22 protein-coding genes are annotated in these 22,149 nt (G+C 72.1%); 15 read left to right on the top strand and 7 right to left on the bottom strand.

All coding sequences use genetic code 11. The features are described from left to right. From LBN7_RS14140 to LBN7_RS14125, 4 genes are read left to right on the top strand one after another with little or no spacing between them, the layout of a single operon-like run. Window positions 1–1,329: a hypothetical protein gene (locus LBN7_RS14140; RefSeq protein WP_407360013.1), complete on the top strand. Its 1,329-nt coding sequence runs from the start codon at window positions 1–3 to the stop codon at window positions 1,327–1,329. Beyond that, the gene (locus LBN7_RS14135; RefSeq protein WP_407360012.1) at window positions 1,326–2,390 is read left to right on the top strand and encodes a hypothetical protein; all 1,065 of its coding nucleotides are present in this window, start codon (window positions 1,326–1,328) and stop codon (window positions 2,388–2,390) included. Before LBN7_RS14140 ends, LBN7_RS14135 begins: the two co-directional genes overlap by 4 nt. Continuing rightward, a complete protein-coding gene (locus LBN7_RS14130) occupies window positions 2,387–4,069 on the top strand; it encodes a hypothetical protein (RefSeq protein WP_407360011.1) in 1,683 nt (560 codons plus the stop codon). Before LBN7_RS14135 ends, LBN7_RS14130 begins: the two co-directional genes overlap by 4 nt. After that, window positions 4,066–5,391 (top strand): CHAT domain-containing protein, encoded by a 1,326-nt coding sequence (locus LBN7_RS14125; RefSeq protein ID WP_407360010.1) that lies wholly within the window; start codon window positions 4,066–4,068, stop codon window positions 5,389–5,391. The genes LBN7_RS14130 and LBN7_RS14125 overlap by 4 nt, the downstream gene beginning before the upstream one ends. Before the next feature lie 9 nt (window positions 5,392–5,400). Here the strand turns inward: LBN7_RS14125 and LBN7_RS14120 are convergent, their stop codons facing one another. Continuing rightward, complete coding sequence (locus LBN7_RS14120) at window positions 5,401–5,811, bottom strand: DUF6157 family protein (RefSeq protein WP_407360009.1); 411 nt, start codon at window positions 5,809–5,811, stop codon at window positions 5,401–5,403. Window positions 5,812–5,899: 88 nt separating this feature from the next. On the opposite strand from LBN7_RS14120, the gene LBN7_RS14115 reads away from it, so the two are divergent. The 6 genes from LBN7_RS14115 (at window position 5,900) to LBN7_RS14090 (ending at window position 13,298) form a co-directional block, all read left to right on the top strand. Beyond that, complete coding sequence (locus LBN7_RS14115) at window positions 5,900–10,543, top strand: ATP-dependent helicase (RefSeq protein WP_407360008.1); 4,644 nt, start codon at window positions 5,900–5,902, stop codon at window positions 10,541–10,543. A gap of 41 nt (window positions 10,544–10,584) precedes the next feature. Then, window positions 10,585–10,833 carry a type II toxin-antitoxin system Phd/YefM family antitoxin gene (locus LBN7_RS14110; RefSeq protein WP_116635603.1) on the top strand — a complete coding sequence of 83 codons (249 nt, stop codon included), beginning with the start codon at window positions 10,585–10,587 and terminating at the stop codon, window positions 10,831–10,833. Next, a complete protein-coding gene (locus LBN7_RS14105; protein WP_407360007.1) occupies window positions 10,830–11,096 on the top strand; it encodes a Txe/YoeB family addiction module toxin in 267 nt (88 codons plus the stop codon). Before LBN7_RS14110 ends, LBN7_RS14105 begins: the two co-directional genes overlap by 4 nt. A 17-nt stretch (window positions 11,097–11,113) precedes the next feature. Next, the gene (locus tag LBN7_RS14100; protein WP_407360006.1) at window positions 11,114–12,013 is read left to right on the top strand and encodes an EI24 domain-containing protein; all 900 of its coding nucleotides are present in this window, start codon (window positions 11,114–11,116) and stop codon (window positions 12,011–12,013) included. After that, complete coding sequence (locus LBN7_RS14095) at window positions 12,013–12,786, top strand: DNA-formamidopyrimidine glycosylase family protein (protein WP_407360005.1); 774 nt, start codon at window positions 12,013–12,015, stop codon at window positions 12,784–12,786. The genes LBN7_RS14100 and LBN7_RS14095 overlap by 1 nt, the downstream gene beginning before the upstream one ends. A gap of 104 nt (window positions 12,787–12,890) precedes the next feature. Next, complete coding sequence (locus LBN7_RS14090; RefSeq protein WP_116635599.1) at window positions 12,891–13,298, top strand: DapH/DapD/GlmU-related protein; 408 nt, start codon at window positions 12,891–12,893, stop codon at window positions 13,296–13,298. A 23-nt stretch (window positions 13,299–13,321) separates the two neighbouring features. Here LBN7_RS14090 and LBN7_RS14085 read toward each other — a convergent pair whose 3' ends face one another. Together LBN7_RS14085 and LBN7_RS14080 are read right to left on the bottom strand one after the other, a co-directional pair. After that, window positions 13,322–13,981, bottom strand: a complete 660-nt coding sequence (locus LBN7_RS14085) for a LuxR C-terminal-related transcriptional regulator (protein WP_407360004.1) — start codon at window positions 13,979–13,981, stop codon at window positions 13,322–13,324. Beyond that, on the bottom strand, window positions 13,974–15,263 hold the full coding sequence (locus LBN7_RS14080; RefSeq protein ID WP_407360003.1) for a PspC domain-containing protein: 1,290 nt from the start codon (window positions 15,261–15,263) through the stop codon (window positions 13,974–13,976). The genes LBN7_RS14085 and LBN7_RS14080 overlap by 8 nt, the downstream gene beginning before the upstream one ends. A 114-nt stretch (window positions 15,264–15,377) precedes the next feature. Here LBN7_RS14080 and LBN7_RS14075 point away from each other — a divergent pair, with 114 nt between their 5' ends. The 4 genes from LBN7_RS14075 to LBN7_RS14060 are packed head-to-tail and all read left to right on the top strand — an operon-like array spanning window position 15,378 to window position 18,851. Next, window positions 15,378–16,955 carry a PspC domain-containing protein gene (locus LBN7_RS14075; protein WP_407360002.1) on the top strand — a complete coding sequence of 526 codons (1,578 nt, stop codon included), beginning with the start codon at window positions 15,378–15,380 and terminating at the stop codon, window positions 16,953–16,955. After that, window positions 16,952–17,290, top strand: coding sequence for a hypothetical protein (locus tag LBN7_RS14070; protein WP_341947691.1), 339 nt, complete (start codon window positions 16,952–16,954; stop codon window positions 17,288–17,290). The genes LBN7_RS14075 and LBN7_RS14070 overlap by 4 nt, the downstream gene beginning before the upstream one ends. 47 nt (window positions 17,291–17,337) lie before the next feature. Continuing rightward, complete coding sequence (locus LBN7_RS14065; protein ID WP_341947690.1) at window positions 17,338–18,090, top strand: LysR substrate-binding domain-containing protein; 753 nt, start codon at window positions 17,338–17,340, stop codon at window positions 18,088–18,090. Window positions 18,091–18,134: 44 nt separating this feature from the next. Continuing rightward, window positions 18,135–18,851, top strand: a complete 717-nt coding sequence (locus LBN7_RS14060; RefSeq protein ID WP_341947689.1) for a glutamine amidotransferase-related protein — start codon at window positions 18,135–18,137, stop codon at window positions 18,849–18,851. A 6-nt stretch (window positions 18,852–18,857) separates the two neighbouring features. Here the strand turns inward: LBN7_RS14060 and LBN7_RS14055 are convergent, their stop codons facing one another. Together LBN7_RS14055 and LBN7_RS14050 are read right to left on the bottom strand one after the other, a co-directional pair. Further along, window positions 18,858–19,322: a glutaminase gene (locus LBN7_RS14055; RefSeq protein ID WP_341947688.1), complete on the bottom strand. Its 465-nt coding sequence runs from the start codon at window positions 19,320–19,322 to the stop codon at window positions 18,858–18,860. Continuing rightward, window positions 19,322–20,536: a cation:proton antiporter gene (locus LBN7_RS14050; protein WP_341947687.1), complete on the bottom strand. Its 1,215-nt coding sequence runs from the start codon at window positions 20,534–20,536 to the stop codon at window positions 19,322–19,324. Before LBN7_RS14050 ends, LBN7_RS14055 begins: the two co-directional genes overlap by 1 nt. 85 nt (window positions 20,537–20,621) lie before the next feature. Between LBN7_RS14050 and purU the strand changes: the two genes are divergently transcribed. Continuing rightward, complete coding sequence (gene purU, locus LBN7_RS14045; protein WP_341947686.1) at window positions 20,622–21,473, top strand: formyltetrahydrofolate deformylase; 852 nt, start codon at window positions 20,622–20,624, stop codon at window positions 21,471–21,473. A 19-nt stretch (window positions 21,474–21,492) separates the two neighbouring features. Here the strand turns inward: purU and LBN7_RS14040 are convergent, their stop codons facing one another. Further along, window positions 21,493–21,888, bottom strand: coding sequence for a PIN domain-containing protein (locus LBN7_RS14040; RefSeq protein WP_341947685.1), 396 nt, complete (start codon window positions 21,886–21,888; stop codon window positions 21,493–21,495). Then, on the bottom strand, window positions 21,885–22,142 hold the full coding sequence (locus tag LBN7_RS14035) for a type II toxin-antitoxin system Phd/YefM family antitoxin (RefSeq protein ID WP_116635591.1): 258 nt from the start codon (window positions 22,140–22,142) through the stop codon (window positions 21,885–21,887). Before LBN7_RS14035 ends, LBN7_RS14040 begins: the two co-directional genes overlap by 4 nt. Window positions 22,143–22,149 lie beyond the last annotated feature (7 nt).

Below are 22,149 nucleotides of genomic sequence, written 5' to 3'. Positions count from 1 at the left end.
ATGAGTGCGCCTGCCGAGCTCACACCTGTGAGCGCCGACGTCGATGCGGTGGTGGCGCTGTATCCGCGGGCCCAGGTGATCGCGCAGGCATGGCAGGAGCTGGGCGACGGCGTCGCCCCGTTCAGCAACGGCTCCGGGCGCCCGCTGGCGCGCACGATGAAGCTCATCCTCGACCCGCTGGTGATCCGCCCCGTGCAGAATCCCGGTCTCGCGGGCGGCACGCTGACCGCCGAGGCCGCCGACGAGCTCCGGGACCGCATCCGCGCCGCGCGCGTCGAGCTGGCGGCGGCGTCCGCCTGGTTCCTGGAGCTCAAGGCCGCACGGCGGCGGTTGCGCATCACCGAGGGCAATCCGCAGGAGAAGTACTTCCAGCGGTGCTACGAACTCGCCCGCAACGCCGGGGCCCCGAGTCATGATGCGGATGCCGTGGCCCGCGAGGTCGTGTCGGAGATCGCGCAGGCGTCCGGCGACTCGCTGCTCGCGCAGGTGCGGCAGTTGCTGCGCGACGGGGACGAGACCCCGCGGCTGGTCGCCGAGCTCGCCGACGCCTGGGCATCGCGTCCGACTCCCGGGACGCACCCGGTCGCGCGCGACGCGATCGCGCGAGCTCTCGACGCCTGCACCGGCGACGGACCCGACGCGGACTTCGCCGCGCTGATCGAGGCGGATGCCGGGACAGCGGCCGCCTCCGCGCTCGACGGCGACGGCGCGGCCCGGGCGCTGGGACTGACGCGGAACCCCGCGCCGCTGCTGCCCTCTCTCGGCGGGACGGCCTCGAAGCGCGATCTGCCGCTCCCGTTCGACCGGTCGATCTTCGAGCGGCTGTTCGCCGCCCTGTCCGGCGGTGCCGCCCCTGAGCTGGCCGTCGACGCCCGCGGACTCGTCGAAGAGGAGATCCTCCGGTCGGCACGCGCGTGGGAGCTCGGCGAGGAGGAGAGCCGCGTGGCGATGGTGCTCGGCGTCGAGGCGAGTCGTGCGCTCGAGGCGGCCGAGGTGGTCGATGCGCAGCATCTCACCGCCGCGCACCGCCGGCTCGCCGCGCGCTGGCGGCGTGAGGCCTATGTACGGCGGGCGCTGCGGCTGCCGATCGAGTTCAGCGGGGTGCCGGCATCCGTCGTCGCCGACGTCCGCGACGTGCGCCGCGGCTATCTGCGGCGGCTCTGGGTGCGCCTGCACGGACGGGAGCTGCGCGATCAGGCGATCGCGGCGGATGATCTGTGGGATCTGCTCGACGGCGTGCTCCGCTCGGTCGTGATGGATCAGCGTCAGCGGCTGAAGGTCGCGATGGGCCGCGGAGCTGTCGGGGCCATCGGATCGGAGGCGGCGTGAGCACGCTGATCCGGGTGCGCGACGGGGTCGCGCACCTCTCGTCCGGAGTCTCCGGGGTAGAGGATCCCTCGTTCCTGACGGCGATCGTCGAGGGCGCCGGCGCACTGCTGCACTGGGACGCGACCGCGGGGGCGAGCTGGCCGGATGCCGACATCGACGACATCGCGGCGGCGAGCGGATGGCTCGCCGACGTCTACGGTCCGGCGGTCGCCGCTGCCGCGTCGTCGGAATCGGACGCGGCCGTCGAGATCGCGGACGCCGATCCCGGCATCGTCGAGGCCGTGCTCCGGCTCGGGCACCTGGCATGGGCGCGCTCGTGGTGGCCGGCGGGCGCACGGATCCCCGCCCTCGACCCCGCACTGCTCGCGGCGGAGATCGCGCTGACGAGCCACCTCGTCTCGCATCTTCTCGACGACGAGGATGCCGTCGAGCACGCCCTGCGAGATGCGGCCGATGCCGCCTCCCGGCTCGCGGCGCTCCCACTCGCCCTCGCTCCCGACGGCGCGGCCGTATCGGCGGAACTCGCCGAACTGGCCGACGACCACGGCATCGCCCTCCTGCCCGTCACGACCGCCCGGGAGGAATGGGCGCTCGCGGCGGGTGGTGCAGGGCCCGCCTCGGCCGGGATCGAGCTCGCGACGGGTGCGGATGCCGTGCGCTGGGCCGACGTCCCCGCCCAGTCCGTCGACGCCGAGGGCGAGGCGCGCTGGTGGCTGCGGCAGCACGACGGACGCATGACGCTGCGCGTCGAGGTCCCGGCGGTCGACGCCGATGTCGCGGCATCGACGCTCGCGGCGCGGTTCGGACCGTCGGATTCCGCGGTCGATCTCGCTCTCGAACGCGTCGGCGACCGGTTCTCCGGCGAGACCGATGTGCCGGCATCCGTCGCCTTCCTCCCCGCCGGCGAACGCACCCTCTGGGTCCACGATCCGGTGCTGGCGCCGTCGCCGGGAGCGCCGGAGACCGCCGAGGCTCGCGACCGCGTGATCCGGTTCGCCGCCGATCGCCTCGAGTCTCCGAGCGCGTCGCTCGCGGAGCGCAGCGCAGGGGCGAGCCGGTGAGCGACGAGGAGGCCCGGCCACCGAGCGCGATCCGCGGACGCATTCCGGCGACGGCCCGCTGGAAGAGCGGGCGCGACATCAACAACGCGGCCGCGATGCTGCTGCACGAGGGGCGCGTCGACGAAGGGGCCGCGAAGCTGCGCGAGGCGGTGGCGCTCACACGGGTGGACGACATCGACGGCGAGGGGCTCGATCTCCGCGCGCGAGCACTGTTGAATCTGGCCTCGGCCCACGAGTTCGGCGGGGACCTCGACGGCGCCCTCCGCCTCACCGACGAGGGGCTCGACGCGGCCGCGCAGGCCATCGCCCTCATCGGCGACGAGCGTGCGACCCGCACGGTGCAGATCAACGGGATGCTGTCGCGCGCACAGACCCTGACGCTCATGGATCGCCTCGACGAGGCGCTCGACGGCATCGCCGATGCCGAGGCCCGGCTCGACGACCCTGCCGACGACGAGGTCGACCAGCACGACCTGCTCGCCTTCGCGGTGCACAACGCCCGCACCGCGGCGCTGATCATGACCGGCCGCCTGCAGGAGGCCGAGGACGAGGCGAAGCGCGGCCTGGCCATCGCCGTGACGGTCGGCCCCGAGCTCTCCGGACACGCGTACGCCAACCTCGGCGTGATCGCCCAGCGCACCGGCGACGATGCCGCCGCGCGCGAGTATCTGCAGCTCGCGCAGCACGCCCAGGAGCTCGGCGGTGATGCCACCGGCCGACAGCTCGCGATCGAGAACCTCGCGCGGGAGGCGATGCAGGCGGGCAGGCACCGCGAGGCGGAGGACGGATTCCGGAAGGCGGCCGAGCTCGCCGGGCGTATCGGCCTGAAGACGCGGCTCGCCGCCAGCCGCACGGGGCTCGCCGCCGTGCAGCTGCAGGCCGGGCGTGCGGGCGCCGCCGCCAAGACCCTGCGCGTCCTGCTGAACGACCTCGGGCAGGATGCCGCGGTGCACGAGCGACTCGAGGCACAGGCGTTCCTGGGCGACGCGGAGTCGGCGCGGCACCGGTACCCGGCGGCGGACGACGCCTACCGGGCGGCCCTCGACCTCACCCGTTCCGCGAGCGAGCGCGCGCGGGTGAACCTGCGCCGCGCCGAGATGCACGCCGAATGGGCCGCCATGTCGATCACCTCGCGGTCCCGGATGCTGCGCCTGGAGAAGGCGCGCGATCTGGCCGTCCCCGTGCTGCTCGTCACCGAAGCGCTCCGCGACGGCTTCGCGCCCGGGGGCACGCGCGAGCGCTGGAGCCTGCAGGTCGCGGCGCCCGCGCGCGAGCTGGCGTTCCGGCTGGCGCGGACGCTCGGAGACGCCGCGCTGCTGTTCGAGCTCGTGGAGAACGCGGCCGCCGCCGTCACGCTGCAGGCGGTCGCAGAGACCGCCGACACCGCGCCCTCCGCCGGCGCGCTGCTGCCCTTCCGGATTTCTGAGCCCCCGTCTGAACCCGACGCGCCTTCCGACGCGCGGCCTTCCGACGACCTCGACCAGCTGCCCGCCGCGGCCGCCGGGCTGGCAGGCGGGCTGGCGGGCGGTGCGTCGGCGACGGCATCCGTCCGGTTCGCGCCACCGCCGCGCGTCGTCGCGATGCCGGGGGCAGCCCCCGTGCTCGCTGCCTGGATCGACACGGCAGAGGCCGAGTACGGCATGACCCTGCGATCGACGACGGTGGTGGCGACGTGGTGAGCGGGGGCAACTGGCGCGACATCCCGCAGCTGGGCGCCCCGCTGCCGATGACCCGGACCGACGGCGACGCCGTGCTGACCGACCTGCCGCCCGGCGTCCGTCCGACCGCCCGGCTGCGCTACATCGACGCCGACGACCTGCTCGTGAGTTGGGTGTGGGAGCACCAGCGCAGCTCGCCGCGCATGACGATCATCCCGCGCGCGCACGTCGCACCGGTCATGGACGAGCTCGCGCAGGCGCTTCCCTCCCCTCTGCCGGGCGAGAGCGGGCTTCAGGCGCTGCAGCGCGCACTCACGGATGGTGCGCTGCTCGATCCCGAGCGCGAGCAGTCCCTCGCGGCCCAGCTCGCCTCTGTGCTGGTCCCGTCGTGGCTGAGCGCCGAGCTGAACACGCTCGCACAGGCCGGGCTCCGACCGCTCCTGCGGGTGCAGCTGTCGCCGTCGACCGCGCAGGTGCCGTGGGAGCTGATGGGCATCTCGGGCGACGAACGCGGCATCGACCTGGCCGATGTCTCGGTGCTGCTGCCGGCGACGCTGCGCAATGATCCCGCGCGCACGATATCGCCGTGGTCCCCCTCGTCGCCCGTGGCTGCGGTGCTGGACCCCGTGGTGCCCGGGTTCTCCGCGACCGGAGAGCTGGGGAGCGTGCTGGGTCCCGTGTCCGAGGGGTCGCCGCTGGCGAGGGCGATCACCGACCTAGGACCCCGACGGGTGCCGTTCGGCGAGGCGTTCCGCCGGGCGGACATCGGTCGTCTCGCCCTCGCGGATGCGGTGGTCGATGCGGGGAGACTCCTCTATGTCGGGCACGTCACCGCGTCGACGCACGCCCTGGACGCGCGGCTGCATCTGTCGGACGGCGCAGATGCCCCGGGCACCACCCCGCTCATCGGAGCGCATCGGCCGTACTCCGCCGCCGAGATCGCGCTGGGCGGAGCAGGTCTCGCACCCCTCCGCGCACCGAACCGGGTGGCCCTGATCGCGTGCGACTCCGGCACGGACCTGCGCTTCGCCGAGCCGACCGGACTCGTGGCCGCCTTCCTGCACCGCGGCGCGGAGTATGTGACCGCCACGCGATGGACGCTGCCCACGGAGGCGGGGCTGCGCCGTCTCGTGCCGGGACTCGGCGATCGCGCCGAGGGGATGCTGACCGAGGCGATCGTCGCCGTGAACGCGGCGCACGAGCAGGACGACCCGATCAGTGCGCTCGGAGCCTGGCAGCGAGAGCGGCGGGAACTCTGGACCTCGACCGGCGACCCTCGTCGCTCGCCGATCATCTGGGCCGCGTTCGCGACCGCGTGGGCCGCGGCACCGGCACGGCTCTGACGGCAGGTCTCACACACGTCTCGATCTCATCGCCTTCGTGTGGGCGAGCGCGGGGTCGGCGGCGAGCAGCTCGTATTGCTCGGATTCGCGCGGCACGAGCGCCACGCGGCCTTCGGCGTCATGATGGATGCCCCAGCCGTAGCGCTTGCCGAGGGGCGAGGAGCGCAGACACGGCTGCCCCTTCGAGAAGAACTCCTCGCGTGCCGCGGTGTCGTCGACGGCGATGCCCCGCCGGAGTGCATGCGTCTCGAAGATCACGTCGTCGGAGGTGCGGCTGTAGGGCTGTTCCACGATCAGGCGATGATGCAGGGCGGCGATCGACGGCGAATCCGCCAGCGGCGGCTCCTCCGCGTGGTCGGTGGGGCAGTCCTCTGCGACCTCGATGAAGGTCTCGCGATAGTTCGTCGTGTGCGTCACCATGGCCTCAGCATCGCGCACAGGTCGGACATCCGTCGCGTGCGCCGTCAATCCCCGCCCCGATGTCGGTGGTCTCGGGGAAGATGGACGGATGGGGGATGTGCTCGAGCGCTTCACTCCGGCCACGCAGGACTGGTTCCGGGGTGCGTTTCCCGCGCCCACGACGGCCCAGGCCGGCGCGTGGGACGCGATCTCCGCCGGCAAGCACGCGCTCGTGGTCGCACCGACCGGTTCGGGAAAGACCCTGTCGGCCTTCCTCTGGGCGATCGACAGCGTGTTCCGCGAGCACATGGACCCTTCGACGGGCTCAGGGCCCCAGGGGAAGCCGTCGCAGTCCGAGAAGCTCGAGAAGTCAGAGAAGCCGAAAAAGGATGCCGCGCGCACCCGCATCCTCTACATCTCGCCGTTGAAGGCCCTCGGCGTCGATGTCGAGCGCAACCTCCGCTCCCCGCTCATCGGCATCGGCCAGTCGGCCAGGCGCCTCGGTCTGCCCGCGCCGTCGGTCACGGTCGGCGTCCGGTCGGGTGACACCACCTCGAGCGATCGACGCAAGCTCGTCTCCGACCCGCCCGACATCCTCATCACGACCCCCGAGTCGCTGTATCTGATGCTCACCAGTCGCGCCGGCGAGACTCTGCGCGACGTGCACACCGTGATCATCGACGAGGTGCACGCGGTCGCGGCGACCAAGCGCGGTGCGCACCTCGCGGTGAGCCTGGAGCGCCTCGACGCCCTGCGCGCCTCGCACGGCAACGCGACCGCGGCGCAGCGCATCGGCCTGTCCGCGACCGTGCGCCCGATCGACGAGGTCGCCCGATTCCTCGGGGGTTCGGCTCCCGTCGACATCGTCGCCCCTCCGGCGTCGAAGACCTTCGAGCTCTCGGTGGTCGTGCCGATGGACGACATGACCAATCCCCCGCCGCCGCCGGGCCCTTCGACAAGCTCAGGGACCCCGCCGACGGAGGACGCGGAGTACACGGAGGTCACGGGTTCCGTCTGGCCGCACGTCGAAGAGGCGATCGTCGACCGCATCCTGCAGAACAACTCGACGATCGTGTTCTCGAACTCCCGGCGGCTCGCCGAGCGGCTGACGGGCCGCCTCAACGAGATCTACTCCGAGCGCATCGGGGCCGCGCTGCCTGCCGCCACCGTCCCCGCCGCGATGATGGCCCAGGCGGGCGCGACCGCGGGCGCCGATCCGGTGCTCGCCAAGGCGCACCACGGGTCCGTCTCGAAGGAGCAGCGGGCCCAGGTCGAAGAGGAGCTGAAGTCGGGCGTGCTGCGCTGCGTCGTCGCGACGAGCAGCCTCGAGCTCGGCATCGACATGGGCGCGGTCGACCTCGTGATCCAGGTCGAGGCACCGCCGTCCGCGGCATCCGGTCTGCAGCGCGTCGGGCGTGCGGGCCACCAGGTCGGCGAGATCAGCCGCGCGGCCCTGTTCCCCAAGCATCGCGGCGACGTGCTGCACACCGCGATCGTGACCGAGCGGATGCTCGCGGGCCGGATCGAGGCGATCCAGGTGCCGCGCAATCCGCTCGACATCCTCGCCCAGCAGACCGTCGCGGCGAGCGCGCTGGGCGCGATCAGCGTCGAGGAGTGGTTCGAGACGGTCCGCCGCTCGGCGCCCTTCCAGTCGCTGCCGCGCTCGGCGTACGAGGCGACGCTCGACCTGCTCGCGGGTCGGTTCCCCTCCGACGAGTTCGCCGAGCTCCGCCCGCGGCTGGTCTGGGACCGCGATGCCGGCACCCTCACCGGGCGTCCGGGCGCGCAGCGGATCGCGGTGACCAGCGGCGGCACGATCCCCGACCGCGGGCTCTTCGGCGTCTTCGTCGCGGGCGAGGGCGCCGGCCGCCGCGTCGGCGAGCTCGACGAGGAGATGGTCTACGAGTCGCGGGTCGGCGACGTCTTCACGCTCGGCACCACCAGCTGGCGGATCGCCGAGATCACGCACGACCGCGTCAACGTGATCCCGGCATACGGGCAGCCCGGCAAGGTGCCGTTCTGGCACGGCGACGGCATCGGGCGCCCGTTCGAGCTCGGCGAGGCCCTGGGCAAGTTCTCTCGCGAGGTCGCGGCGGCGACCCCCGAGAAGGCGGCGCAGCGCCTCATCGAGGCGGGCCTCGACGAGCAGGCGCGCACCAACCTCATGGCCCACCTCACCGAGCAGCGAGAGGCTACCGGCACCCTGCCGACCGATCGCACCCTCACGGTCGAGCGCGGGCACGACGAGGTCGGCGACTGGCGTGTGATCCTGCACTCGCCGTACGGCATGAAGGTGCACGCGCCCTGGGCTCTGGCGATCAACGCCCGCATGCGGGAGCGCCTCGGCGTCGAGGGTTCGGCGGTCGCGAGCGACGACGGCATCATCGTGCGCATCCCGGACGCGGAGGCCGAGCCGCCGGGGGCCGAGCTGTTCGTGTTCGACCCCGATGAGCTCGAGGTCCTCGTCACGCAGGAGGTCGGCGGTTCCGCACTGTTCGCCTCGCGCTTCCGCGAGTGCGCGGCACGCGCCCTGCTCATGCCCCGCACGAACCCGAACCGCCGCAGTCCGCTCTGGCAGCAGCGCCAGCGCTCGGCGCAGCTGCTCGAGGTCGCCCGGCGTCATCCCACGTTCCCGGTCATCCTCGAGACGCTCCGCGAGGTGCTGCAAGACGTGTACGACCTCCCGTCGCTGCGCAGACTCGCGACCTCGATCGCCGACCGCCGCATCCGCCTGGTCGAGACGCAGCCCGGCCAGCCCTCGCCGTATGCCCGCGACCTGCTGTTCGGGTACGTCGGCGCCTTCATGTACGAGGGCGACTCGCCGCTCGCCGAACGCCGCGCCGCCGCGCTCTCGGTCGACCCGGCTCTGCTGGGCGAGCTGCTCGGCACGGTCGAGCTGCGCGAGCTCCTCGACCCCGACGTCATCGCGCAGTTCGAGCGCGAGGCTCAGCGGCTCGACCCGGAGCGGCGCGCCCGCGGCCTCGAGGGCGTCGCCGATCTGCTGCGCATGCTCGGCCCGCTCGATGCCGACGAGGTCGCCGCGCGCCTCGATCCGGAGACGGTCAGCTCCTCGGCATCCGCTCTTCTCGATGAGCTGATCACCGCCCGCCGCGCGATTCCCGTGACGATCGGCGGAGTGAGCCGTGTCGCGGCGATCGAAGACGCCGGGCGCCTCCGCGACGCGCTCGGCGCCGCGCTTCCCACCGGCATCCCGGTCGCCTTCCTCGAGCCGCTCGCCGATCCGCTCGGCGACCTCGTCGCCCGGCATGCCCGCACCCACGGACCTTTCACGACGGATGCCGTCGCCACCCGCTTCGGCATCGGCGCGGCCGTCGCCCGACACACCCTCCAGCGTCTCGAGAACGCCGGTCGGCTCACGAGCGGGTACTTCCTTCCCGAGGCCGCCGGTTCCGGGTCCGACATCGAGTGGTGCGACACCGAGGTGCTGCGGCGCCTGCGCATGCGGTCGCTCGCGGCGATCCGCGGATCGGTCGAGCCGGTCTCCCCCGAGGCGTACGCGCGCTTCCTGCCTGACTGGCAGCACCTGGGGCGTCCGCTCGAGGGCCTCGACGGGGTGCTCACGGTGATCGAGCAGTTCGCCGGCGTCCCGATCCCGGCGAGCGCCTGGGAGTCCCTGGTGCTCCCGTCGCGCGTCCGCGACTACTCCCCCACCATGCTCGACGAGCTGACGACGGCCGGCGAGGTGATCTGGTCGGGCCACGGCACGCTGCCCGGTCGCGATGGCTGGGTCTCTCTGCACCCGGCTGATCTCGCGCCGTTCACGCTCCCGGAGCCCGACGCCGAGATCGCGACCGACTCTCTGGAGGCGCGCGTGCTGGCCGCGCTCCAGGCGGGCGGCGCGTACTTCGCGAGTCAGCTGAAAGAGATGGCCTCGGCCGAGAACGAGCAGTCCGTGCTCGAGGCCCTGTGGAACCTCACCTGGTCGGGGCACGTCACGAACGACACCTTCGCACCGATCCGCTCCCTGCTCGCCGGCGGTTCGCAGGCGCATAAGGTCACCCGCCGCGCCCCCCGGGCCCGCACGTACCGGGGCATGTCGCTCACCCGCACCGCCCCGCGGCCCGCATCGATCGGCGGACGTTGGTCGGTGCTGCCCACGATCGAGACGGATGCCGCCCGTCGCGCGACCGTCACCGCAGGACTGCTCCTCGACCGCTACGGCGTCGTCACGCGGGGCGCCGTGCAATCCGAGGGTGTTCCCGGCGGATTCGCCCAGGCGTACCGCGTGCTCGCGGGCTTCGAGGAGGCCGGGCACTGCCGTCGCGGCTATGTGATCGAGCGGCTGGGCGCGGCGCAGTTCGCGGCATCCGCCACGGTCGATCGACTGCGCACGTACGCCGGGCTCGCCGATCCACCTCCGCGCGCCGCCGTGACCCTGGCTGCGACCGACCCGGCCAACCCGTACGGCGCCGCGCTCGGGTGGCCCAAGCGCGACGAGGTGTCGCATCGCCCCGGGCGCAAGGCCGGCGGTCTCGTCGTCCTCGTCGACGGAGCGCTCGTGCTCTACCTCGAGCGCGGCGGCCGCACCGTGCTCTCGTTCAGCGACGACGGCGCCGTGCTGCGCGCGGCGGCGTCCGACCTCGCGGCGACGGCGCGGGCCCGCCGGCTCGACACGCTCACCGTGGAGAAGATCGACGGTGAGGGCGTCTACGGGACCGAGCTCGCCCTCGCCCTGCAGGAGGCCGGCTTCGTGGCGACGCCTCGCGGCTACACCCTTCGCAAGGCCGTCTGAACGTTGGAGTGGTACCATATATGGTACGAGAAGGGACCGAGATGGCCATCACCACCAGCGAAGCACGACGAGACCTCTTCGGGCTCATCGAGCGCGTGAACCTCGATCACTCCGAGGTGGAGATCACGTCGCGCCGGGGCTCTGCCGTCCTCATGTCGAAGGCCGAGTACGACTCGCTCATCGAGACCACGCACCTCCTCCGGTCCCCCGCGAATGCGAACCGCCTCCTGTCCGCCCTCGCGGCCGCCCGGGCGGGCGACGTCGCGGAGCACGAACTTTCCGAGGCATGAGTCAGCGACTCCTCGTCTGGACCGCCGAGGGCTGGGAGGACTACGTCTACTGGCAGACGCAGGATCGACGCACTCTCAAGCGCATCAACATGCTCATCGCGGACGTGCTCCGAGACGATCCGTTCGACGGAGTCGGCAAGCCCGAGCCGCTGAAGCACGTCCTGGCAGGGGCCTGGTCGCGGCGTGTAGACGAGACGAACCGCCTCGTCTACACCGCGACGGATCACCACGTCACGATCCTGCAAGCCCGCTACCACTACTGACGCCTACGCTGAGAGCCATGATCCGAGAGTTCGCCGCCGGCATCCGCACCCTGCTCCGCGGGTTCGGCCTGTGGCGCACTCGCCCTGGACTGATGAACCTCGGTCTGATCCCCGCGATCATCACGATCGTCGTCCTAGGAGCGGTGCTGATCCCCCTGGCCCTCAACATGACCTCGATCGCGGCCTGGATCACGCCCTTCGCCGAGGAGTGGCCGGCGCCGTGGAAGGGCCTGGTCCGCGGTGCGGTCGGGTTCGTGGTCGTCGTCGCGGCGCTCGCGCTGTCCAGCGCCGTGTTCACCGCGCTGACCCTGACGATCGGCGACCCGTTCTATCAGCGCATCTGGCACGCGGTCGAGGTCGAGCTCGGCGATGCCCCGCCGGAGGACGGCGGGGGCTTCTGGACCACCGTGGCGGAAGGTCTGCGGCTGGTGGTGCTGGGCATTCTGATCGCGATCCTCGTGCTGCTCATCGGCCTCATCCCTGCCGTCGGCGGATTCCTGGGCCCGGTGGCGGGTGTGGTCCTCACCGGGCGGCTTCTCGCGCGCGAGCTCACCGGCCGCGCCTTCGATGCCCGCGACCTCTCCCCGGCCGACCGCGCGACCCTGTTCTCGGGGAGCCGCGCCCGGGTGCTCGGGTTCGGCGTCGCCACCCAGCTCTGCTTCCTCATCCCCGGCGGTGCCGTCGTCGTGATGCCGGTGGCTGTCGCCGGGAGCACGATGCTCGCACGCGACATGCTCGCCCGGACCGCCCTTCCCTCGGGCCATTCGACAAGCTCGGGCCCTTCGACAAGCTCAGGGACCCAGGTCGCGGGGTCAGGGTCCCAGGTCGCGGGGTCAGGGCCCCAGGTCCCGGGCGCAGGGCCCCAGGTCCCGGGCGCAGGGACCCACGCGCTCCCGAACACGCCCGGAGCCTCCTGATGCCCGAGGGCGACACCGTCTTCCGCACGGCACGGCGCCTCGACGACGCGCTGGCCGGGGGCGAGGTCACGCGCTTCGACCTCCGGGTGCCGCGCTTCGCGACCCTCGACCTCACCGGTCAGCCGGTCCATGGCGCGGCCTCGCGCGGCAAGCATCTGCTGCTCCGCATCGGCGACAGCACGCTCCATTCCCATCTGCGCATGGACGGCGCCTGGTTCGTCTACCGTCCGGGCGAGAAGTGGCGTCATCCGGCGTTCAAGGTGAGGGCCATCGTCGGGACGGCCGAGCGCGAAGCCGTCGGCGTGGACATCGCCGAGATCGAGGTCGTGCCGACTCGTGACGAGGCTGAGCTCGTCGGATACCTGGGACCCGATCCGCTCGCCGACGACTGGGACTTGGCCGAGGCCGTCCGCCGCCTGGGCGCTGACACGCGCAGCATCCACGTCGCCCTCCTCGACCAGCGCAACGTCGCGGGGTTCGGGAACGAGTACGCGGCGGAACTCCTGTTCCTGCGAGGAATCCTTCCGACGACCCCGACACCGGAGGTCGACGTCGCCGCCCTCCTCTCGCTCGGCGTCCGCACCATCCGCGCCAATCGCGATCGCCCTTCCCGCACGTTCACCGGCATCGACCGCCCGGGCCAGGCCGCGTGGGTGTACGGACGCTCCGGCCGCCCCTGCCGACGCTGCGGAACGAAGGTCCTGCGCGGCGAGCTCGGCGCCGATCCGACCCGCGAGCGCGTCACGTTCTGGTGCCCGTTCTGCCAGCGCTGACGCGGTTCTCCGACCCCGCCGACACACATCCATCCGCGGGAATGAATCCGCGCGTCCTGTGGTTGTTGATATATCCGGGGAAACTCCGGAACACGGGAGGAATCGTGGGCAAGAACTACGTCGACATCGAGAACGACCAGGGAGCGACGCTGCGGTACCGCAAGCACGCCAACGGTCGCGGTCTCGTCGCGCATGGAGCCAAGGTGCACCCGAAGGCGCACGTCGAAGCCGGCGCGTACATCGAACCGGGCGCGCGCATCGGCGCCGGAGCGACCATCGCTCGCGGCGCGTGGATCGAACCGGATGCCGTGATCGGCGAGGGTGCGCACATCGAGGCGCACGCGCACATCGGTCAGGGTGCCGCCGTCGGCGACAACGCGTACGTCGGTGTCCGCACCGAGGTCGGACCCGGAGCGCGCATCGTCCGCGGCGCACGCATCGGCGACGACGAGACGGTCGCCGCCGGACTCACCGTCGCCACGACGTCGAAGGGCCTCTGGCTCGCCGCCTGAACGCGCGGAGGCATCGCCGACCCTCAGAGCAGGCGACGCTCCGACGCCCACACGGTGAGCTCGTGCCGTGACGAGAGCTGCAGCTTGCGCAGCACCGACGACACGTGGGTCTCGACCGTCTTGATCGAGATGAAGAGCTCCGAGGCGACCTCCTTGTAGGCGTAGCCGCGAGCGATCAGCCGCATGACCTCCTGCTCGCGCGCCGAGAGGCGGTCGAGCTCGTCGGTCGCGGTGGCGATCTCTCCGGCGACCGCGCCGAAGGCGTCGAGGACGAAGCCCGCGAGCCTCGGCGAGAACACCGCATCGCCGCCGGCCACGGCGTGCACGGCGCGGCTCACCTCGGCACCGGACGACCCTTTGGTGATGTATCCGCGGGCCCCGGCCCGGATCACCCGCACCACGTCGGCGGCGGCATCCGACACGCTCAGCGCGAGGAACCGGGACGCGACCGGCATCGACCCCCGGATGACGGCCTCCCCGCCCGTGGAGTCGTCGCCGCCTCCGCCGGGCAGATGCACGTCGAGCAGCACGACGTCGGGCTGCGTCTCGCGGATCACCGCGATCGCCGACGGCACGTCGGCGGCCTCCCCGACCACGTCGACGGTCGCGTCGAGATCGGCGCGGAGGCCGGAGCGGAAGATCGAATGGTCGTCGACGATCACGATCCGGATGCTGTCAGCCACGGTCGCCCTCCTCTTCGCGGCGACTCTGCGCCGTCGGCTCGTCCTGCGGCGGGCCCGCCGGGTACGGGGCCGCTGCGCCGCGCGGCGCCGTCGTGATGCGCAGATGCACCTCGGTGCCGTTCTCGTCGCTGCGCAGGGTGCCGGAGCCGCCGGCGCGCCGCATGCGCCCGATGATCGACTCGCGCACACCCAGCCGGTCGCTCGGCACGTCGTCGAGCCGGAATCCAGTGCCCCGATCGCGGACGAACACGTCCACGCCGGTCGCGCTGCCCTCGATGTACACCGAGATCTCGCCCTCGGCATGCCGCGCGGCGTTCAGCATCGCCTCGCGTGCCGCGGCGGCGAGCTCGCCGCTCGCGCGCTCCGTGGACAACCCGGCCGACACCACGTCGATCCGCACCGGGTAGTCGAGCTCCAGTCCCCCGGCGTAGTCGCGCAGGTCGGTCGCCAGGTCGCTGTCGGCGGGGGCGTCGCCGTCGTACAGCCAGGCGCGCAGCTCGCGCTCCTGCGCTCTCGCCAGACGCGCCGCCTCGCTCGACGCGCCGGCCCTGTTCTGGATCAGCGCGAGGGTCTGCAGCACGGAGTCGTGCAGATGCGCGGCCATCTCGCTGCGTTGCTCCTCGCGGATGCGTCGGACCCGCTCCCCCGCGAGCTCGCGCCAGCGCGGGATCAGCGTCGACGAGATGACGGCGAGGAGTCCGGCGAGCGGGATCAGCACGAGCGCAACCCCGCTGCTGCCCACAGGGCTCGTGAGGAGCAGGCCGAACAGCAGCGCGAGGAGCAGGGCCGAGAGGATCCGCAGCGTCATCGTGTGCCGCGGTCCCCGGGCCGTATCGGTCCGGTCGATCAGGGTCGCCCAGAGACCGGCGCCGGTCGCGAGGGCCACGGTGGCGAACACGACGACGGCGGCGGCGTCCGACGGGACGGCTCCGTCGATCCCGCCGCCGCGGGCCTGCCAGAACACGACGATGAGCGTGCCCACGACCGCCGGCGCGAGCAGCAGCCAGGCCACCGGCATCCGTCTCGACGGCGATTCCTCGCCCTCCGCCCACGGCGTGAACGTCCAGCACCAGGCGTAGAGGAGGATGCCCGCGCCGCCGCACGCCGCGAGAGCGAGGAAGAGCGCGCGCACCATCCAGACGCGCACGCCGAGGTGACGGGCGAGACCGGCGCTCACACCGGAGACCAGGCAGTCGCGGTCGCGCGTCAGCGCGGGTCGGGGCGCGCGTTCGGACGCCGCGACGCGGGAGGGTCGCGCGGAGGCGGGCGCCGAAGAGGACATGTCGACATCCAATCATCCGGGCCGGTCATCCGGGGCGTCCCCCGGCCAGAATCAGGGGTCGCTCAGGGGTTCACCCCATGGCAGGGAGGGAGTCTCCACCGTCAGGATCGAATCATGACGATTCCGACTGCGCCTCCGCCCCCCGCCGACCACGCCGATCCCGGCGCAGGCTCCCCGGGTCCGGTCGCCCCGCAGGGTGCCGAGCGCTTCCTCCTGTGGGTCGCCGGTCTCGGCGTCGCCCGCTCCGACGGATGGCTCGGCGGAGTCGCCGCAGGCATTGCGGCGCGGCTGCGCATCGACCCGCTCATCGTCCGCGGCGTGCTCGTGGTCGCGGCGCTCTTCGGCCTGCCCGTGATCTTCCTCTACGCCGTGGCCTGGGCCCTGCTGCCCGATGTCGACGGACGGGTCCACGCCCGCGACCTGCTCCGGCAGGACTACCAGCCGGTGCAGCTCGGCATCCTGGGGATGGCGATCGTCGGACTCATCCCGACGGCGCCGCTCACCGGCCGGCTGTTCGGGTTCGGCTACGAGAGCTGGTCGGCGCTCGCGCTGTTCGGCTGGATCGTCGGCCTCGTCGTCGTGGGCGGCCTGCTCTTCCTGATCGTGCGTGCTGCGAGCCGCACCCCGGGTGCTTCCGCGCCTGATCTGCCGATGGCTTCCGCAGATCAGGCGGCCCCGGCCGCGTCCGCCCCCCTCGTCGGTTCGGGTACCGCCGAGGGGGCGGACGCCACTTCCGCACCCACTACTGCACCCGCTTCTGCACCCACCTCCGCACCCGCACAGCCGTTCGATGGCGTCGGAGAGGTTCCCCCCGCACCCCCGGAGCCCCTGCCTGCCGGCGTCCAGGACCCCGCCGACGTCGCCGCGTGGCGCGTGCAGCACACGGCGTGGAAGGAGCAGGACCAGGCCTGGCGCCGCCGCCAGCAGGATGCCGAGCGCGCCGCCCGAGACCAGCTCCGCCGCGAGCGCCAGGCCGAGGCCGCGGTGTTCGCCGTGGAGGCCGCCGAGAGGCGCCGGATCCGCCGCGCCTCGAACCCTCGCGCGGGCTTCGCGATCGTCGCATCCGTGATCGGCCTCGCGATCGTGACCGGTGCCGTCGTCGGGCTCTGGAGCGGCGCAGACGGCACGGGCGGCGCGCTCGGCCTGCTGTCCGCGGCCCTGGTGCTCGCGCTCGGGATGATCGTGGCCGGCGCGTTCCGTCGGCGGAGCGGCTTCCTCGCCTTCACGACCGTGCTCACGCTCGCGGGCGGGCTCGTCGCCGGCGGCTTCTCCGCCTTCCAGGACGTGACGCTCGGCTGGGCATCGATCTCCAACAACGAAGCCGCTCACGTGCGGCAACCGTTCGGAGAGCTCTCCATCACCCTGAACAGGCACGATGGCGCGCCCCGACCGATCGTGGTCGAGAAGGGCACCGGCAGCACCTGGATCTCGGTCGATCCCGGCGTGCAGCTCGATCTGCGTGCCACGCTCGGGACCGCCGACGTGAGCTGGGTCCGCGTGGAGGCCGACACCGGCATGATCATCGACAGCGGCATCTGGACCGGCGCGGAGCGCGGCGGCGAATCGGTCGTCTCCGAGGTCATCGGCGCGGAGAACGCCACGACGACCACCGTGCAGCGCGTGACCATCGCGCAGACCAGCGGCGAGATCAACATCACCGTCATCGAACCCGAGGAAGAGGACCAGCGATGAGCATCCCGACGACGACCCCCGCGACGACCGTCGCATCCGCTCTCCCCGCCGAGACGCCGACGCTGCCGCGCACGCGCTGGGCGGCCATCATCTGGGGGCTCTTGTTCGCCGCCGTATCGGCGATCTCGCTCTGGCTGATCGCCGACGACGACCGCCGAGCGGGCATCTCCGACTGGGCGCTGTCTCTCACGCCCGTCACGATCACGACGCTCCTGATCCTGACGATCGGGGTGCTCCTGCTCGTCGCGGGCGCGTCGGCCCTGCTCCGCCGGGTGCAGCGCGGGATCGCGGCCCGCGGCGAGCAGCATCCGCTCGGCCACGTTCCCGCCGAGTAGGCGCCTGCCCGCCGGGGTCGTCCGCCCCGGCGGGTACCCTGGACCCCATGGCGAAGCAGGCACGACGACCCGGACGCGGAACCGGCAAGCCGACCCCCGTGCGTCGGAACAAGGCCGCTCCCGCCGAGCGCTTCCCGCCCCCGAAGCCTCCGCGCAAGACCGCGAGGACCGACCAGAAGGTCGTCTTCGACGCCCCCGCATCCGACTCCGAGGAGCCGCGCACCTTCCGGCTCGGTGTCGTCCCGGGCGCGACGCCGGGCAGGTGGGTCGACGCGTGGAAGCAGCGGATGCCGCGCGTGCCGCTCGAACTCGTCCCGATCGACGTCGCCGGACAGCGTGCCGCGATCGACGAGCTCGACGCCGCCCTCGTACGGCTCCCGCTCACCGACCCGTCCCTGCACATCATCCCGCTGTACGACGAGATCCCGGTCGTGGTCGCCGCCGCCGATTCGCACCTCATGGCCGTCGACGAGCTCACCGCGACCGACCTGGAGGGCGAGGTCGTCATCGGCCTGACCGACGACGTGCTCGGCCCGCTCGATCTGCCGGGCACCGTCCCGGCCGCATTCGCGCCGCTGCCGACGCATGAGGCGATCGCCACCGCGGCATCCGGGGTCGGCATCCTGATCGTGCCGATGTCGTTGGCCCGGATGCACCGCCGCAAGGACGCCGACCACCGGCGTCTGGTCGACGGGCCGACGTCGACCGTGGCCCTGGTCTGGCCCCGCGAGCGCACGACGCCCGACGTCGACACCTTCGTCGGAATCGTGCGCGGTCGCACCGCGAACTCCTCCCGGTGACGACACGGGCGGTCGCGTCCCCGCACGATCGTTAGAATCTCCTGATGGCCTCGCTTCTCTACGTGTGCGTGCGACCCGAGACCGGGGCGGCGGATGCCGAGCATGCCTCGTTCCGGCGGGCGCTCGGCGTCGACGTGGTCGACCGCCTCGATCTGCTCCGGGAGCCGCTCGACCCGGCGCGCCTGCGGGGCTATCGCGGCGTGGTCGTCGGCGGGTCCCCGTTCAACGTGACGGACGAGGCGAAGTCCGTGGTGCAGCAACGGGTCGAGGCGAATCTCGAGGCGCTCGCCCGCTCCGCCATCGCCGGCGAGGTCGCGGTGTTCTTCACCTGCTTCAGCATCGGCGTCGTCACACGGATGCTCGGCGGCGACGTCGTCACCGCCATGCCGGAGTCGGCGAGCGCCACCGTGATCGAGACGACTCCGGAGGGCGCGGAGGATCCGGTCTTCGGCCCCAGCGGGCGAGCCCTGACCGTGTTCACCGCTCACAAGGAGAGCGCGGCGAGCACTCCGCCCGGAGCCGTGCTGCTCGCGACCAACGAGGTCTGCCCCGTGCAGGCATACCGCGTCGGGACCCACCTGTACGCCGCGCAGTTCCACCCGGAGCCCACACCGCGTGACTTCGCCGACCGTATGACGTTCTATCGCACGACCGGCTACTTCGACCCCGACGAGTTCGATCGCGTGCAGGGTCAGGTGCTCGCGGCATCCGTCACCGAGGGCGCAGCGCTCCTCCGCCGGTTCGCCGAGACCTTCGCCTAGTCGCGCCTAGTCGGCGCTTCCGCGCAGCAGCTCCACCCGTTCGCGCAGGTATGCCTCCAACGGCATGAACCCGCCGGCGGCGCTCCAGCGCACCGAGGGAACGCCGTCGATCAGCGCGAGCGGACCGGACGCCCCGCCGGCGTCCACGGCATCCACGTCGATCACGCTCCATCCCACGTGCACCACGTCGCCCTCGTGGAATCCGCCGCGCAGCGCCTCCGCCCGCCGCTCCGCCCGCGCCCGCGCCGACTCGGCGCTGTAGCCGCGGCGTCCGGGATCCGCCGCCCGCAGCACCTCGGCGGTCGCCAGGGCATGCGTCTCGGTCAGCAGCAGCGCGCCCAGGTGCCACGCCTCGCCGACGCGCACGATGCGCCGGCCGCGCCATCGGGATTCGCGCTCCTCGCCGAGTCCTTCCTTCGGGGCGCCGGCGAGATCCCGGACAGCCTGGGTGAGCAGAGCGCTCGCGGTCATCACAGCTCCCCCTGGATACGTTCGTCTGCCGGCTTCGGGCCCGTGATGCGCGACCGCTCGCCGCGGAGGGTGATACCCACCAGCGGATAGATCAGCACCGACAGCATCCCCGCTCCGACCAGGGCGGCGCCCATCCCGGAGTCGATCATGTGCTGGTCGACGCCGATCGCCGCGACCGCCACGATGATCGGGAGGCCCGTCGCGGCGAGGAAGCCGAGCGCCGCCCGATCGCGGATGCTCGCCCCCGCCGGCGCGGAGACCTGCGCGGCCGCACCGCGGATCACGAGCATGGCGATCAAGAACACCGGCACGAGCCAGAGGGCCGCCGGCGACGTGACGAGGGCCTGCAGGTCGAGGGCGACTCCGGTGGAGAGGAAGAAGATCGGCACGAGGAATCCGAACGCGATCGCCTCGATCTTGCTCTCCACCACCTCGGCGTCCTTCTTCGGCGCGCGCGCCATGAGGATCCGCCAGATCGCGCCGGCCACGAATGCCCCGAGCAGCATGTCGAGATCGAGCATGACGCTGAGTCCGACGAGCGCCGCGATGAGGAGCAGCACGAACCGCACGGCGAACTGCTCCGAAGTGTGCAGGGTCGCGCGCACGAGCCCGTGGAGGCGCCCGGGAGGAATGCGACGGGCCAGGAGCACGGCGAGCCCGGCCAGGATCACGAAGCCGAGGAGCACGGCAGCGGCGATCGGCGTGGCCCGCGTGCTGAGGAAGATCGAGATCGCGATCAGCGGGAGGAACTCGCCCACGGCGCCGATCACGCTGATGGCCTTGCCGAACGGGGTGTCCATCTCGCGCGCATCGCGCAGGATCGGCATCAGGGTGCCGAGCGCGGTCGAGCTCAGCGCGATGCCGATCACGACCATGCCCTCCCCCGGCGCGAGCAGGAATCCGAGGGCGATGCCGGCTGCGACGCTCAGGATCCAGCCGAGCGAGGCGCGCGCGAGCGGCTTTCCCGAGACCGCGCGGAAGTCGATCTCGGAGCCGGCGACGAAGAAGAGCGCGGCGAGCCCGAAGTCGCTGAGCTTGTCGAGGAGCGGGCCCGGCTCGACCCAGCCCAGCACCGCAGGCCCCACCAGGATGCCGAGCACGAGCTCGAACACGATGATGGGCACGCGCACGACCGGCCGGACACCGCGGGCGAGGAGAGGCGCCGCGACGGCCAGCAGGGGGATCAGCACCAGTGCCAGGTCGCTCGCGTCCACGGTCTCAGAGTAGCGACGCCGGGCGGCGATTCGCCCGGCGGCCTGCATCCACGGCAGAATCGATGCACACCCTCGAGGAGTCTCCATGTCTCAGCCCGATACCGCCCGCCTCCTGATCGCCTGCGATGACCAGCCCGGCATCGTCGCAGCGGTGGCCGGAGTGCTCGCTCGGCACGGCGCGAACATCATCTCGCTCGACCAGCACTCGACGGACTCCGAGGGCGGGCGCTTCTTCCAGCGCACAGTGATCCACCTCGACGGCCTCGCCGCCGCGCGCCCGGCGCTCGAGGCCGACATCGCCGCTGTCGCCGAGCGCTTCGGCATGGAGTGGTCGCTGCACGACGTCGCCCGCCGCAAGCGCGTCGCGATCTTCGTCTCGAAGTACGACCACTGCCTGATGGAGCTGCTCTGGCGCACGCAGCGCGGCCAGCTCGACATCGACATCACGATGGTCGTCTCGAACCACCCCGACCTCGCCGAGGCGGTGCGCTCGTTCGGCGTCCCGTTCGTGCACATCCCCTCGGGCGACAAGCAGCTCATGGAGCAGCGCCAGCTCGAGCTGCTGCAGGGCAACGTCGACCTGGTCGTGCTCGCCCGCTACATGCAGATCCTCACCGACGACTTCATCGAGCGGCTCGGCGCCCCGGTCATCAACATCCACCACTCCTTCCTGCCCGCGTTCATCGGCGCGAACCCGTACGCGCGAGCGAAGGATCGCGGGGTGAAGCTGATCGGCGCGACAGCGCACTACGCGACGGCCGACCTCGACGAGGGACCCATCATCGAGCAGGACGTCACGCGTGTGACGCACTCGGAGTCCGCAGCGCAGCTGCAGAGCCGCGGCGCCGACGTCGAGCGCCAGGTGCTCGCCCGCGCCGTGCAGTGGCACGCCGAGGATCGCGTGATCGTGCACGGCAAGTCCACGGTCATCCTCTAGCGCAGGCGCAGGGAGCGCGTCAGGCTCTCGCACCGATGATGTCGACGGCGAGCCCATGTGATGCCGCAACCAAGCGCTTGTCGTTCGTCCACAGCTCTGTGCAGCCGGCCAGCTGAGCGGCAGCGAGGTGCAGAGCATCCGGGGTCTTCAGGCCGAAGTCCGCGCGCAACTCGGCGGAGCGGATGAAGACTGCCGCATCGAGATCGATTGACTCCATTCGCTCGAACGCACCCAGATAACGGTCCCGCAGCTCGGCGTTGCGGTCTTTGATCGGACGAACGAGGCACTCGTGAAGCGCGAGGGGACTCGAGACCACCGCGACATCGATCTCCTTGAGCGCACGTCTCACGGCATCGCCCCTGGGGCCGCTGTCTTCGAGCGCGTAGATCAGGATGCACGAATCGAGATAGATCATTCCCAGGCGTCCCGGCTCTCGGCGATCTGGGCGTCAAGATCTGCAGCGGAACGAGTGAGCCGGTCCGGCAGCGGGTGCTGCTCGATCCATTCGACGAGGAACCGCCCGCTGTGCACGACATCGACCGGGCCGATGGGGACGATCTTCGCCACCGGCGTTCCGCGCTTGGTGATCACCACCTCTTCGCCTGCCTGGGAGTCGGCGATCAACCGCGAGAGGTTGTTACGCGCTTCGAGCACGTTGTAGATGGACATATGGCTA

This window comes from Microbacterium sp. LBN7, from assembly GCF_045690345.1.
GTDB lineage: Bacteria > Actinomycetota > Actinomycetes > Actinomycetales > Microbacteriaceae > Microbacterium.
The sequence above is the reverse complement of the archived record's forward strand: the minus strand, read 5'-3'. Positions and strand labels throughout refer to the sequence as shown.